The organism is Calothrix sp. PCC 6303 (genome assembly GCF_000317435.1).
Classification (GTDB): Bacteria; Cyanobacteriota; Cyanobacteriia; order Cyanobacteriales; family Nostocaceae; genus PCC-6303.
Genome location: NC_019751.1, coordinates 1,403,450 through 1,417,681 on the forward strand (window position 1 = coordinate 1,403,450; position 14,232 = coordinate 1,417,681).

At 38.3% G+C, this 14,232-nt stretch carries 16 protein-coding genes; 8 read left to right on the forward strand and 8 right to left on the reverse strand.

Annotated features, from left to right (window positions below; genetic code table 11):
- Positions 1-41: 41 nt before the first annotated feature.
- Together CAL6303_RS05795 and CAL6303_RS05800 are read left to right on the forward strand one after the other, a co-directional pair.
- Positions 42-683: a Uma2 family endonuclease gene (locus CAL6303_RS05795; RefSeq protein WP_015196914.1), complete on the forward strand. Its 642-nt coding sequence runs from the start codon at positions 42-44 to the stop codon at positions 681-683.
- Positions 684-708: 25 nt separating this feature from the next.
- The gene (locus tag CAL6303_RS05800) at positions 709-1,539 is read left to right on the forward strand and encodes a carbohydrate ABC transporter permease (protein WP_015196915.1); all 831 of its coding nucleotides are present in this window, start codon (positions 709-711) and stop codon (positions 1,537-1,539) included.
- Positions 1,540-1,958: 419 nt separating this feature from the next.
- On the opposite strand, the gene CAL6303_RS05805 is transcribed toward CAL6303_RS05800, so the two are convergent.
- The 4 genes from CAL6303_RS05805 to CAL6303_RS05820 form a co-directional block, all read right to left on the reverse strand.
- Positions 1,959-3,353, reverse strand: coding sequence for an Asp-tRNA(Asn)/Glu-tRNA(Gln) amidotransferase GatCAB subunit A (locus CAL6303_RS05805; protein WP_015196916.1), 1,395 nt, complete (start codon positions 3,351-3,353; stop codon positions 1,959-1,961).
- Positions 3,354-3,371: 18 nt separating this feature from the next.
- On the reverse strand, positions 3,372-3,557 hold the full coding sequence (locus CAL6303_RS05810) for a DUF4089 domain-containing protein (RefSeq protein ID WP_015196917.1): 186 nt from the start codon (positions 3,555-3,557) through the stop codon (positions 3,372-3,374).
- A gap of 35 nt (positions 3,558-3,592) precedes the next feature.
- Entirely contained in the window at positions 3,593-5,080 is a 1,488-nt protein-coding gene (locus CAL6303_RS05815) for a cryptochrome/photolyase family protein (protein ID WP_015196918.1), read from the reverse strand.
- Positions 5,081-5,182: 102 nt separating this feature from the next.
- On the reverse strand, positions 5,183-5,878 hold the full coding sequence (locus CAL6303_RS05820) for a tyrosine-type recombinase/integrase (protein WP_015196919.1): 696 nt from the start codon (positions 5,876-5,878) through the stop codon (positions 5,183-5,185).
- Between the two features lie 58 nt (positions 5,879-5,936).
- On the opposite strand from CAL6303_RS05820, the gene CAL6303_RS05825 reads away from it, so the two are divergent.
- Positions 5,937-6,380, forward strand: a complete 444-nt coding sequence (locus tag CAL6303_RS05825) for a double zinc ribbon domain-containing protein (RefSeq protein ID WP_015196920.1) — start codon at positions 5,937-5,939, stop codon at positions 6,378-6,380.
- 85 nt (positions 6,381-6,465) lie between these two features.
- Positions 6,466-7,068: a hypothetical protein gene (locus CAL6303_RS05830; protein ID WP_015196921.1), complete on the forward strand. Its 603-nt coding sequence runs from the start codon at positions 6,466-6,468 to the stop codon at positions 7,066-7,068.
- A 40-nt stretch (positions 7,069-7,108) separates the two neighbouring features.
- Here the strand turns inward: CAL6303_RS05830 and CAL6303_RS05835 are convergent, their stop codons facing one another.
- The 4 genes from CAL6303_RS05835 to rsmA form a co-directional block, all read right to left on the reverse strand.
- A complete protein-coding gene (locus CAL6303_RS05835; RefSeq protein ID WP_041739147.1) occupies positions 7,109-7,705 on the reverse strand; it encodes a hypothetical protein in 597 nt (198 codons plus the stop codon).
- Between the two features lie 48 nt (positions 7,706-7,753).
- Entirely contained in the window at positions 7,754-8,059 is a 306-nt protein-coding gene (locus tag CAL6303_RS05840; RefSeq protein ID WP_015196923.1) for a DUF3082 domain-containing protein, read from the reverse strand.
- A 471-nt stretch (positions 8,060-8,530) separates the two neighbouring features.
- Positions 8,531-9,457 (reverse strand): 4-(cytidine 5'-diphospho)-2-C-methyl-D-erythritol kinase, encoded by a 927-nt coding sequence (ispE, locus tag CAL6303_RS05845; RefSeq protein ID WP_015196924.1) that lies wholly within the window; start codon positions 9,455-9,457, stop codon positions 8,531-8,533.
- Positions 9,448-10,305 (reverse strand): 16S rRNA (adenine(1518)-N(6)/adenine(1519)-N(6))-dimethyltransferase RsmA, encoded by an 858-nt coding sequence (gene rsmA, locus CAL6303_RS05850; protein ID WP_015196925.1) that lies wholly within the window; start codon positions 10,303-10,305, stop codon positions 9,448-9,450. The genes ispE and rsmA overlap by 10 nt, the downstream gene beginning before the upstream one ends.
- Before the next feature lie 303 nt (positions 10,306-10,608).
- Here rsmA and CAL6303_RS05855 point away from each other — a divergent pair, with 303 nt between their 5' ends.
- The 4 genes from CAL6303_RS05855 to CAL6303_RS05870 all read left to right on the forward strand — a co-directional run bounded on the left by CAL6303_RS05855 (position 10,609) and on the right by CAL6303_RS05870 (position 14,165).
- The gene (locus CAL6303_RS05855) at positions 10,609-11,187 is read left to right on the forward strand and encodes a Uma2 family endonuclease (protein WP_015196926.1); all 579 of its coding nucleotides are present in this window, start codon (positions 10,609-10,611) and stop codon (positions 11,185-11,187) included.
- A gap of 257 nt (positions 11,188-11,444) precedes the next feature.
- Positions 11,445-13,313, forward strand: a complete 1,869-nt coding sequence (locus CAL6303_RS05860) for a bifunctional serine/threonine-protein kinase/formylglycine-generating enzyme family protein (protein WP_015196927.1) — start codon at positions 11,445-11,447, stop codon at positions 13,311-13,313.
- A gap of 235 nt (positions 13,314-13,548) precedes the next feature.
- On the forward strand, positions 13,549-13,797 hold the full coding sequence (locus CAL6303_RS05865) for a DUF433 domain-containing protein (RefSeq protein ID WP_015196928.1): 249 nt from the start codon (positions 13,549-13,551) through the stop codon (positions 13,795-13,797).
- Positions 13,794-14,165 (forward strand): DUF5615 family PIN-like protein, encoded by a 372-nt coding sequence (locus CAL6303_RS05870; RefSeq protein ID WP_015196929.1) that lies wholly within the window; start codon positions 13,794-13,796, stop codon positions 14,163-14,165. Before CAL6303_RS05865 ends, CAL6303_RS05870 begins: the two co-directional genes overlap by 4 nt.
- Positions 14,166-14,232: the final 67 nt, after the last annotated feature.

The following is a 14,232-nucleotide window of genomic DNA, read 5'->3' on the forward strand; positions in this document are numbered from 1 at the left end:
CAATCACTATTAACCACTAACCAATAATAAATAAGTTAAATATGCTACTAGAATTAAGTCGTTTAGAAGTGCCACCAGGACAAAGAGTTTTATTAAGAAATGTTAGCTGGGATGAATTTGAAATAATTCTGGAAGAATTGGGAGAAAAGCGTGCTGCAAGAGTCGCTTACAATAGAGGGATGCTGGAAATTATGACACCACTACCCGAACACGAACGCAGTAAAGAAAATATTGGCGATTTAATCAAAATACTATTTGAAGAATTTGATATAGATTTTTCACCTTTGGGTTCAACTACTTTTAAAAATCAGTTAATGTTGCAAGGAGTTGAGCCAGATAATTGCTTTTATATTCAGAATGAGGCATTAATTCGTGCTAAAACTAGAATTGATTTGACCATAGATCCACCACCAGATTTAGCACTAGAAGTCGATGTTACTTCTCGGACTAATAGAGAAATTTATCAAAGATTAGGAGTACCAGAATTGTGGAGATTTGAGCGGGACAAATTACAAATAAATATTTTGATAAATAGTTTATATGTTGAAACAGAATTTAGCCCATATTTTCCAAATATTCCACTTACTCAAGTAATTCCTCAACATCTCTACAAGTTAAAAACTGAATCAAAAAATAAAACAATGCGAGAATTTAGATCTTGGGTAAAAGAGCAAATTATTTAATAATTAATGAGTAATCAAACTAAAAATGTCTCGTACATTCCCAATCTGGAAAATACTCCTATACACACTGCTAACTCTATATGCAGTTATTACCCTTATTCCTTTTCTTTGGGCACTTTCAGCATCATTTAAATCTCTTGCAGAAATTTCTAACGGAGATTCTAATTTCTTCCCCAAAAACTTTACTCTCGATAATTACAAACAAATATTTTTCCAGGAACCATTATTTTTACGCTGGCTATTTAATAGCGTAATTATTGCCGTTGCTGTCACAGCCTTAAACCTCTTATTTAACACAATGGCAGGTTACGCACTAGCAAGACTCAGTTTTGCAGGTAAACACTTTTGGTTTTTACTTATTCTGACTATTTTAGCAATACCCGCGCAAATTACACTAATTCCTACATTCCTTATTTTAAAGACTTTAGGCTGGTTAAATTCCTATCAAGGAATGATTGTTCCGAGCATGGTAAATGCCACATTTATATTTATGATGCGGCAATTTTTTATCAATTTTCCCAAAGAATTAGAGGAAGCAGCAGCTTTAGATGGATTGACACAATTTGGTATTTTTCAACGCATAGTTTTACCATTAGCAAAACCAGCATTAGCTGCACAAGCAGTATTTGTATTTATGGGTAGTTGGAATAACTTTTTATTACCTGTTGTAATTTTATTTGACCCCGAAATGTTTACTTTGCCGTTGGGTTTAAATACTTTCAAAGGTCAATATATCAGCTTTTGGAATTACATCATGGCAGCTTCGATGATATTTACCATCCCCGCTTTGGTTATTTATGCATTCTTTAATCGTTATTTTATTCAAAGCGTAACATTTACTGGCGGAAAAGGATGAATAAGAATGTACATATTGAAAATAGGAATTAGGCATAGATCTCTCCGAAAATTATGTAAGTAAGGCTGAACGGACGTACTCCGAAACTGACAAGAAAGCTACGCAAAGATGAAAAATTACACATTCATTTCTATACTTCACACGGCTATAGATTGAGCTTTGGAAACCAAGGCTATGGCTTTGAGTATGACTTTTGGTTTAATAAAAAACTCATACCAATTCAAATAATGATTGCAACACATCAAACAGTAGAGACGTAGCAGTGCTACGTCTCTACAAATATCTATCTGTCGCATTGTTTTTTCAAATTGGTATCAGTTTGTGAACGTGCAAAGTATAACAGTCGGATGACCTAATAATTCGCAATTGCGAATTGTTTTGACATCGTGCATTACGACTTAAAACGATGATATTTAAAACTAATTACCAACCACAGTTGCGGAAATTACACCCATTTTTTCCAATAATCCGGCAACTTGTAAAATCTTCGCTTCATGATGAGGTGCTGCGATAATTTGCACACCTAAAGGTAAAGCATTTGTTCTTTTAATTGGTACTGATAAAACTGGTAAACCAATAAATGATAAAGGTTGTGTAAATTGTCCTAAATATGGACGTACTAAAATTTCTTCCCCATCTAAAAGCATCGTTTCTTGACCAATTAACGGTGCAGCGATGGGTGTAGTTGGTGCGATAATTACATCTACATGTTGAAAGATTTCCCTCACTTCGTTTTGGTACCATCTTCTAAATCTTTGAGCTTGGATATACCATTGACTAGGAATTAAAGTACCTGCGAGGAATCTATCTCTAGTGGCGGGATCAAAATCTTGGGGACGGTGTTTTAAATTGTGAAAGTGTAAATTTGCACCTTCCACAGCGGTAATAATAAAAGCTGCTGCCCTAGCGCGGTGTGATTCGGGGATGCTAACATACTTCTTCACCCCCAATGCATCTGCAACTTTTTGCACTGCTGCTAGTGCTTCCGGTTCACATTTCTGGGAAAAATACTCAGATGCGATCGCTATTTTAATTCCATCTATATTATTCAATGATGCCACATGTTGAGTTTTCACAGGTGGAAGTTGACTACAAATAGGATCTCGACTATCTACACCTTGTAAAACATCAAAAATCACTGCTATATCTCGAATTGAGGTTGAAAAACCTCCAATATGGTCAAAACTGGCTGAAAATAACTTTACACCACCACGGGATAATCTCCCGTATGTGGGTTTCAAACCGTAGATACCACACAATGCAGCAGGAACTCTGATTGAACCATTGGTATCTGAACCCAAAGAAATTGGTACTAACCCAGCAGCAACAGCAGCAGCGGAACCTCCCGATGAACCTCCTGCAATGCGGGTGATATCATGGGGGTTGTGAGTTGTTCCGTAGTGGGAGTTTTCCGTTACAAACCCATAAGCGTATTCATCCATATTCAACGCACCCACCAACACTGCACCTGCTTCCTTTAACTTGGTGATAGCAGTTGCATCTTGGGTTGCTGGGGGATTCTCGGAATTAATTTTGGCACCTGCGAGGGTTGTTAAACCTTGGATATCAAAGAGGTTTTTCACAGCAAAGGGGACACCTGCAAGAACTCCAGGTTTTTTCCCTGCTGCAATTTCCCTATCTATTCTTTCGGCATCAAGGAAAGCGCTTTCGGTAGTGATAGCAGTAAAGCAGTTTAATTGTTTGTTTCCTATTTGAATCTGGTGTAAAGTTCTTTGAATAACTTGCGATGCCGCTATTTTACCCGTTTGTACTGCTGATGCGATCGCAACAGCGTCAGTTCTATCTAAATTCATCCAAAAATACCTTGATATCTACGGCTGAAAAGTTGGTGAAATCTCAATTTCTTCTGGTAATTCAAACTCATTTACAATTTGAGCAATATTTTGGATGCGTTGAAAGTTGGCAATAACACCATCCTTATATTCATCACGTAGATTCAACCCAATTAAAACAGCCATATTTTCCACAAAATGCTGTAAGTTTCCTTTATTCTCCATAATTGAGTTTTTCTCCAATGCTGATTTCCGATAGCTCAATGATACCAATTATCTACTTGTTGTTGAATACTTTCCAATTCCTCTGCTGACATTTTATCTAGGTTTTTTAAAATAAAGCTCATTCTTCCTTGCTTCATTAACTTATTGCGGTGACGGTGGAGAAAGTTCCAGTAAAAGAAGTTAAATGGACAGGCTTTTTCGCCAATTTTTTCTTTATGGTTGTATGCACAATTTTTACAGTAATCGCTCATTTTATTGATGTAATTGGCTGAGGATGCGTAGGGTTTTGATGCTAAAATTCCGCCATCGGCAAACAGTCCCATCCCAATTACGTTGGTTTGCATTACCCAGTCATATCCATCTATAAATGCCCCATGAAACCAGTTTTCTACTTCTTGAGGTGAAAACCCCGCTATCAATGAAAAGTTACTTAAAATCATCAATCTTTGGATATGATGTGCATATCCTGTGTTATGAATTTGCTTAAATGTCTGATGTAGGCAATTCATATTTGTTTCACCTGTCCAGAAAAATTCTGGTAATGGGTGGGTGTGTTCAAAATAGTTTTCTTGGAAGTATGATGCTTCTACATAATGATATAAGCCATGCATATATTCTCTCCATCCTAATATTTGACGAATAAATCCTTCGACGCTATTTAGGGGGATTTTTTCCTGTTGGTAGGCTGTTTCGGCAGCTTGAATAACTTCCAATGGATGTAATAAACCAATATTTAAATATGGAGATATCAAAGAATGCCACATGGTTTCTTCTCCTGTAACCATTGCATCTTGATATGTGCCAAACTCAGTTAAATTGGTACAAATAAAATACTCTAATACTTCTAGTGCTTGGGTTCGGTTGACTCCCCAATTAAAGGATGTGAGGGAACCGTAGGTTGGTATTTCTAAGTTATTTACTACTTCTATAACTTCCAAAGTAATGTCATCTGCCTCAAAGTGTTTTGGTGGAGGTGGATTTAATTTACCTTTGGGTGGTTGACGATTTTCTTTGTCGTAGTTCCATTCTCCTCCTATTGGTTTTTTCCCCTCCATCAAGATATTAAACTTCTGTCTTCCTTCCCGGTAAAAATATTCCATCAACAGGCTTTTTCTCCCTTTTGCCCATTCTTGAAATTCTGTTTTTTGCCAAAGGAAATGATTGTTGGCAATCACGGTTACTTTACAGGGTAATTCTGCAATGATGTCCAAAAATCCCCTGTCTGGGGGTTCCATGATGCGAATTTCGCTGATGTTGTTTGCTTTTACCCATGCTTTGAGAGGTGTAATAAAGTCGTGACTGACTTCATAGGTAACTGCATACCCCTGTTGACGGAGTTCCTCAGCAAAATGACGCATTGCTGACCAGATTAACACGAGTTTTTGCTTGTGGTAAGGTCGCTTTTGGATGTGTTGAAGGGATTCAATGAAGATGACGGGGGTATTTTCTTGGTGACTACAACTTTGGATTGCTGCTTGTTGTTGTGAAAGTTGATTTCCTAGTACCCATATTCCGGTTGCCATTGTTGAGTTGTTAGTTAGTACATAGTTTAATATAGACTATGTATTATGAATTGATACTATATTTTAATTTGGAAACACTAGCTATCTAAATATACTTCCCGTTCACCATAGGGAAGTTAAATGCAATCCTACCAACAAACTACTTTGGGATGTTATATCTACCCAGCAGCGATGAACGCGACGATAAGTTAACCGAGTTACTTTAGCTGTGGATGGGTGCTTTGCGGTAAACAGTGCGTGACTTTGAGGGTGACGGGAAAATGTGATGTAGTTCCGCAAATAGGTTGCTGTTTCTACGTCATAGTGATTCCAATCCTGTTTCCTAACTAAAATTCTTTGATTCTCCAAATCTACATCTACTAGGTTTAGCGCTAAGATTTCTCCTATTTTCAGCTTGGTGCTGTAAATCAATCTAATTAATGCTGACATTCTCAAGTCTTTCTCTACAAATTGACATAGCTGAGTCATTTGTTCTGCTGTAATTTCACTTTCTTGTGTTTTCACAACTTTGCATCTTTTCAACCGGGAAATTGGGTTGTAATCTAGATATCCCTGCTCTACTCCAAAGTTAAAAACGGCTTGAATCACGGCTTGGTGACGATTACGGGTACTGTTGGAGATATTTGGGATGTTTTGGAGATATTTAATAATTGTGTCCCGATTAATGCTTTGTGGTGAGTGTTTCCCATACTGTTGCAGAAGTGGCATTAAGGTAGATATATAGGAGTTGTATGTAGTTTTATTTAGTTCTCTTTTATCTAAAAAAATCGACACTAACCTAGCGAATGTAATTGACAAGGTATTTTATTAACCTATACTAAATATCAAATAAACTATACTATAACCTATACTAACTATGAAAGACCCTAAACTACCCCTACCTGGGGAAACCCTGGGAACATACATCCACCGACTCCGCACTGAATTAAAAATGAGTCAGCAACAATTAGCGAAGGCGATGGGTATACATATTCAAAGTGTTGGTAAAATTGAACGAGGACAAACATCACGCTTGAATACTAAGACTAAATCCGTTTGTGCGATCGCGCTTTCAATTCCGGTAGGATATTTGGATGCGGTGGTGCGGGGTGAGGTGGTATCTATTCCCGAAAAACAGCAGTTTTGTCCCAAATGTTGGACTCCAGGAAGTGAACCGGATGCAGTTTGGTTAATTCATCGGGCAAAATATTGTTTGTTATGTGGGACTAAGTTACGTTCTTTTTGTCGCAGTTGCGGTGAACCTTTAGCATCTTTTAAACACAAATTTTGTCCCAACTGTGGAACTGGTTATCAGGAGTGACTCTAAAGGCTAAAATTAAGAGTGTGCGTCACAGGTAGGCTATTGGTAAAATTTTAAATTTATTCAGAAACACCATATTTAACTAATGTCATACAAAAATTTCACCACAATTGGCAAGGTAAAGGAAGCTTTTGGTTTGACTACGGTGGAGGGTGTTTGTTTCCTTCCAAATATCGACGCGATTACTCCTAGTGGAACTTTAACTGCGTTTTTAGAGGAGAGTTTACCCTTAGCAGTTGCGACAGGTAGTGAAAAAGCACGTTCAGAAATGATTATTTCCCCTGTTTTGATTGAAGTTCGCAAAATTCTCCAACGTCAAGTCAGTCTATTTTCTGGGGAAGAGTTTGATGTTGATGCAGAAGTGGGATTAAATGGGTTTTGCGATTTTTTAATTAGTCGTTCTCCAGAACAGTTGGAAATTGAAGCTCCTGTTGTCATAATTGTAGAGGCTAAGAAGGCTGATTTAAAATCTGGAATTGGGCAATGTGTTGCTTCTATGGTTGCTGCACAAAGATTTAATGCGATGAAGAATAATTTGATTCCTGTTATATATGGTTGTGTCAGTAGTGGTACCCAATGGAGATTCATGAAGTTGGAGGAAAAAATAGTCACTATCGATTTTACTGATTATCCTTTGTCTCCAGTGGGTCAAATTCTTGCTAGTTTAGTTTGGATGGTTGAAAAATAGTCTATATGCTTCATGGTTATATAACTATAAAGCATATAGACTATGAAATTGAGTTCTCAAAGATATAATTAACAGCAGCAAACAACTTATCTAACTCTTGAATCGTATACAGATTTTTATTTCTGGTGAACACATCTATTGTGAGTTTTCCAAACTGCCAAATTTTCCCGTTGGAGACAATACCAAAAATATCTGTTTCTAAATTTTCGTTGATGCGCTGTATTGCTACCATCTCTGCTAAACATTGTCCCCATCCTTCTTCAAATCGATCTTGTTTTGCTTCAACTGCAATAAAGTAGGGTTTGTCGAAGACTACGGGACTGAGTGGATTCCGCTGAGAAACTATATAATCGGGTACTCCCGATAAATCCTCATCATAGTTTAAGGTTTGATGACTCCACAGTGTCAGTTTACTACGGTAGTTTTTCCATACTTCTTTAAGAACCGGATAAATCAGGTTTTCACAGATTGCATCTTCGGAGTTATCTACAACTCCATCTGTAAAAAGGATATCTAGTTCTTCTTTAAAGCTATCTTTGACTGGAAACTCAATTTCTTCCATGAAATTGGTTTGAATATACTTGATTTGGAATTTTTTGATGACTGTGCTGATGCTTTTATAGTTGCTGAATGACATCTGAGATTTTCTTGCTTGATAGTTATATAACGATGAAGCATATAAATTCTAACTTTCTGAAGATTCTTTATTTGTGAACTTCTCAATGCCCAGTTGTATCCCCAAAGCAAATAATCCTAACGCAACTAATCCAAATATCCCCATTCCCATCCCAAATACCCCAACAATTAATGTCCTCACTGCAACGGTAATCCTGACTACTATCTCGTTATCTGAGTGAATCGGTTGATTGGCAAATTTAGTTGCTATAGATACCATAACGTTATATAGTGCATATCCCATGCCTCCGGAAATTAATGAACCTGTGAAGCAACGTAGGGGAGATGAGGTTGGTTGTTCTTGGGGTGATGTCATGGGAATGAGTAATGAGTAATGAGTAATGAGTAATAGGGGAAAATGAAACTTGTACTACTATACATGCTTCATAGTTATATAGCCATCAAGCATGTGAAGTAAATTGAATTCCATGGGAAACCATTTTCGTGACGAATAACTCTAAATCCAAATTAGGAATCTTCTCCTGCTACTGAACCTAATATATCCCTTAAAGGAAACTCTAAGTTTTAAGTGGGTGGATGAGAGCATTTTTCGGAAGTTTCCAAGAGTCCACATGCTTCATAGTTATATAGCCATCAAGCATGTGAAGTAACTTGAATTCCGTCGGATACCATTTTCGTGACGAATAACTTTAAATCCAAATTAGGAATCTTCTCCTGCTACTGAACCTAATATATCCCTTAAAGGAAACTCTAAGTTTTAAGTGGATGGATGAAAGCATTTTTCGGAAGTTTCCAAGAGTCTACATGCTTCATAGTTATATAGCTATCAAGCATGTGAAGTAACTTGAATTCCATGGGAAACCATCTTCGTCACAAATAACTCTAAATCCATATTAGGAATCTTCCCCCTTATATATTCCTCAACTTCCTTCGCTTGCTGTTGACTTTCACAAATTCCAAAAACACTGGGACCAGAACCTGACATCATAGTTCCTAATACCCCTGCATTGTGAAATGTTTCTCTAAGTTCCCTAACTAGGGGATATTCTGGAAGTACAACTTTTTCTAAGTCGTTGTGTAATTCCTGGCAAATATCTTTCACATCTTTCTTGGAGATAGCTTTTACCATGTTTCCGGAGTGAACTGCTAGACTATCTATATCCTGGGAATATGTATGCCCAAATTGAGTACGGTAAGTTTTATATGCCCAGGGTGTGGAAACTTCGAGGCTTTTATATTTCCCCAATACTATATATATACCTTCCAAGCTGGGGATGGGTGAAATTTGTTCTCCTCTCCCGGTTGCGATCGCACTCCCGCCTGAGATACAAAATGGAATATCGGAACCTATTTCTGCTGATATTTCTTGAAGTTCTCCCTGGGTAAGTCCCAGGTTCCATAATAAGTCTACGGCAACAAATACGGCTGCGGCATTTGTGGAACCTCCTGCTAATCCGGCGGCGATGGGGATATTTTTGGTAATTTGAATCTCAAATCCCCCGTATTTTGTGAATGCATCAGGAAATTTTTTCCCCATCAATTCGGCTGCACGATATGCCAAATTACTGTTGTCGCTTGGTACTTGGGAATTTTGGCAACTAACTTGAATCCTTTTATCCCCGCTCAAAATAATATCAACTTCATCTGCAAGTTCGATACTCTGCATCACCATTGCTAATTCGTGAAATCCATCTGTTCTGCTGCCGATGATTTCTAGATATAGGTTGATTTTAGCAGGTGCTGTTAGTCGCATGGAACTACTTCTGTTGAGGGAATTGAAAGATGGTTGCTCAATTTTACCCATTGTTGCACACTGAGGTCTTCGGCGCGGTCTTGGGGATTCATCCCTAATTGTTCCATAATTTCATTCATGCGATCGCGTTCCACCACAGATTGCAAATTATTTCGTAACATTTTCCTTTTGGCGGCGAATCCCAATTTTACCAGAGTTTCTAACCATTTAGGGTCGTCTGCGACTTTCTCCAATTTCCTGGGTGTTAATTTGACGACTGCGGAGTCAACTTTGGGTGCTGGGTGAAATGCTTTGGCGGGGACTGTGCAGATATACTCACATTCTGCTAAATATTGTACACGAATTGTTAATGCTCCACATGCTCTATTTCCTGGCTTCGATACTAACCTCTCGGCGACTTCTTTCTGAATTAATAAGACGATAGATTCATAGGGTTCTGGATTTGGATTGCTAATTCTTCCTAAGAGTTTCTCAATAATTGGTCCAGTAATATTGTAGGGAATATTCGCCACTACTTTGTTGGGTTTTTGAAACTTGGGAAACCCAGCTAATAGTGTTGCTAATTCTACTTCTAAAAAGTCGCTTTGAAGTAATAAAAAGTTATCTTTTTCCCCCAATCCTTTAACTAATAATTTGCACAAATTACTATCAATTTCCACCGCTACCAATGCCCCCACCAAAGGTAGTAACCGCCGTGTGAGGATACCTGTTCCTGGTCCTATTTCCAAAACGCGATCGCATTCTGTGCATTCTGCTGCCCGTGCGATCGCATCCAATGCCTTCTCACTCTTGAGCCAATGTTGAGCAAGTGCCCTGCGCGTTTTTACCTCTTTTTCTCTTTGTTCCATAGATGTTTTAGGTTTTACTGGATTTTAGCTTTCTTACTTTTTGCTTACTTTTTATGCCCTATTTTTTGCTATTTTTGGCGTTTTAGGGATTGACTTTGACATGCAAATAGTGTTTAGGGCAGAATAAAATATATGGATTCGGGGAAAACATCATCAAAAATAAATTTAGAAATTAATTAGATATTGCTTAACTTTTAGAGGAATCTGATTCGGACACATGAACCATCAGTTTACCTTAGAAATTAGGTTTATTTCACAATTTTTAAGTTACCCTTTAAACATAGCTGAATCTGGTGATTCTCAATGACAGCAATCACAATTAACCTTAAAAATATCATCCAACTTACCGACGAGCAATTTTATCAGCTTTGTCGGAACAACCCGGAAATAAAATTTGAACGCAACAGCAACGGGGAAGTTATCATTATGCCACCAACAGGAGGGGGAACAGGGAAACGAAATGTGGAAATCAGTGCAGATTTTGTAATTTGGAATCGCAAGCATAAACTAGGTGTACTCTTCGACTCCTCCACCTGTTTCAAACTACCCAACGGTGCAAATCGTTCCCCCGACGTTTCCTGGATTCGGAATGACAGGTGGGATACCCTAACTACCGAAGAACAGGAAAAATTTCCCCCCATCGCACCCGACTTTGTTCTGGAGTTAATGTCACCAACCGATAGTTTGCGAGAAACTCAAGGGAAAATGCAGGAATATATGAATAATGGGGTGAAACTGGGATGGTTAATTAATCGGAAATTGCGTCAAGTTGAAATATATCGGTTGAGGAAAGCAGTAGAAGTGTTGGAAAATCCCACAGAAATATCGGGAGAAGATATATTACCGGGGTTTACTTTAGATTTAGAGATAATTTGGCAGTAGTATATGACGAGTTTACAAGGCATTTAGTGGGAATGCGATCGCGTAACTTTATCGCGCTTTGACTAGAAACCAGGTTTCACCAGCTAAACCAGATTTATCACGACTTCTCATCTTCGAGAGAAACCGGTTTTAGTCGTGAAATCAAGAATCATCATACTGAGTGATGAAAAAACCGGGTTTCTGAAAAACCTGACAAATAGGTTGATTAAAATCATCAAATTTGGGAAGATGTGAACCAATACTATTGGTGTAACGTGATGCTTCCAATTGGTACCATCCTCCGTAACCGCTATAAAATTATTAAACACCTGGGAGACGGTGGGTTTGGTGCAACCTATCTTGCAGAAGACTTAAATATACCTATCACACCCAAACCCAAATGCGTCGTCAAACATCTACGACCACAAAATTCCGACCCAGCAGTATTAGAATTAGCAAAGCAGCTATTTGAACGGGAAGCAAACGCACTATATAGGTTGGGAAACCTTCACGAACAAATACCCAAACTCAGCGAACACTTCCAAGAAAACGGGGAATTTTACCTAGTTCAAGAATTTATCGACGGAAATGACTTAGATAAAGAGATTTCAGCAGGAAGCAAACTCAACGAAATAGAAGTCCTACAATTACTTCGGGAAATACTAGAAATCCTCGCAGTCGTTCACAACAACAATATTATTCACCGCGACATCAAACCGGCAAATATCATGCGTCGTCAAGATGGGAAAATAGTATTGATCGACTTTGGTGCAGTCAAAGAAATAAAAGGTTTATCTATAAGTCAAGGGCAAGTAAAATCAACAATAACTATTGGGACACCTGGATTTATGCCCAGTGAACAAGCAATAGGTGAAGCAAGGTTATGTAGTGATGTATATGCAATAGGGATGCTGGGAATCTATGCATTAACGGGGATACAACCACATCAACTACCAAGAGATCCCAATAATGGGGAAGTAATTTGGCGGAATTGGGCAAATGTCAACGATAAAACTGCGAAAGTATTAGATAATATGGTGCGCTATCGTTCAGGTGAACGTTATCCCACAGCAGTTCAAGCATTAGATGCAGTTACAGGGTTGAAGGTAAAGCAGACAATAAAAAGACCGCAAGGAACAGACATATCCCGTCGTCAAAGTTTAAAACTCTTGGGTGGAGTAGGTATGGGATTCGGTTTAGCTGTTGTTGGAGGAAATTTATTTAAGGGTGTTTCTCAAAACAATCAACCGGAAGTTCCTAAAACACCTAATATCGCACCAATTAATAGTTCCCCAACTGCTTCAGTACAGGAAATAGCTACAGCAAAAGATTTATCTCTACAAACCTTAAATTTTGAAACTGTAATGGTAGATGCGAAGGGGACAATAAACAACCGTAGGAAATTAGATGCGAAATACTTGATTGAAGACTTAGGGAATGGGATCACTTTGGAGATGCTACAAATACCAGGGGGAAATTTCTCCATGGGTTCTCCAAAAAATGAAGTAGGAAGAAAAGACAATGAAAATCCTCAGCATCAAGTTAAAGTAACCGGTTTCTTCATGGGGAGGTATTTAGTTACTCAAGAACAATATCAAGCAATTATGGGGAATAATCCTGCTAGTTTCAAAGGTGATAAGCGACCTGTTGAATCAGTGTCTTGGGATAATGCAGTAGAATTTTGTAAGAAACTAAGCCAAAAAACAGGACGTAATTACAGATTACCAAGCGAGGCAGAATGGGAATATGCTTGTCGTGCTGGTACAAATACAGCATTTTACTTTGGGGAGACGATTACAACTGATTTAGCAAATTACGATGGAACTAAAGCAGGTTATGGTTCTGCACCCAAAGGAATTTATAGGGGGGAAACAACAGAAGTAGGAACATTTCCCCCGAATGCTTTTGGTTTGTATGATATGCACGGGAATGTTTGGGAATGGTGCCAAGATGTTGGTAATTACAATTATAATGGCGCACCAATTGATGGTAGTGCTTGGTTAACTGGGAAGGATATAGATACAAAGTTGCTGCGTGGAGGTTCTTGGAATCTCAACCCATTTTACTCTCGTAGTGCTGGTCGTGACTTTCATACGCGGGTTGATAATCGAAGTAGTCACGGCTTTCGTTTGGTATTGCTTCCGTAAAGACTTACTTCCACTCTCCTGTCTGGTTTCCTGTGCAAACGAGTTAACCCGCAGCCGAAAAATCAGGTTGTTAACGACTTCTCGTCTTCGAGAGAAACCCGGTTTTAGTCGTCACATTAATAATTATCGTGCCGAGTGATGAAAAACCGGGTTTCGGAAATCTCCAAAAAACGATGATTGCAGCGAAAATAGTCATAATAAACAATAGCTCAATCAAACCTGACGACAAACAACCATGCAAAACCTCACCAGAATTACCCGCAACCCAGAAGTTATGGGTGGTAAACCCTGTATTCGGGGGATACGTGTTACTGTCGGTACAATTGTTGGCTTAATGGCATCAGGACACACTACAAGCCAAATCCTTGCAGCATATCCCTACTTAGAAGAAGCAGATATATATGAAGCACTAGCTTATGCTGCTTGGAGGGTAGAAGAAATTGAAGTTCCTCTGGAAAATCCATCCATCGCAATATCGTCATGAAAATTTTAATTGACATGAACCTGTCCCCAGATTGGGTAAAAGTTTTCGAGAAATACGATATTGAAGCTGTTCATTGGTGTAATATTGGTAGTCCTTGTGAAAAGGATACGGTAATTATGGAGTGGGCAAGAGATAACAAATACATAGTTTTTACCCACGATTTGGATTTTGGTTCTCTGCTAGCAGCAACGGGAATGGAAACACCAAGTGTGATTCAAGTACGAACTCAAAATATTTTGCCTACCAGTATTGAAAATCTCGTAATTTTTGCTTTACGTCAATTTGCATCTGAACTAGATAGTGGTGCTTTAGTTACTGTTGACAAAGCCCAATCTAGGGTGAGAATTTTACCAATTAGACGTGACTAAAATTCTAAGTTCTAATTCAGCTATTTCACGACTTCTCATCTTTGAGAGAAACATGGTTTTCGTCGTG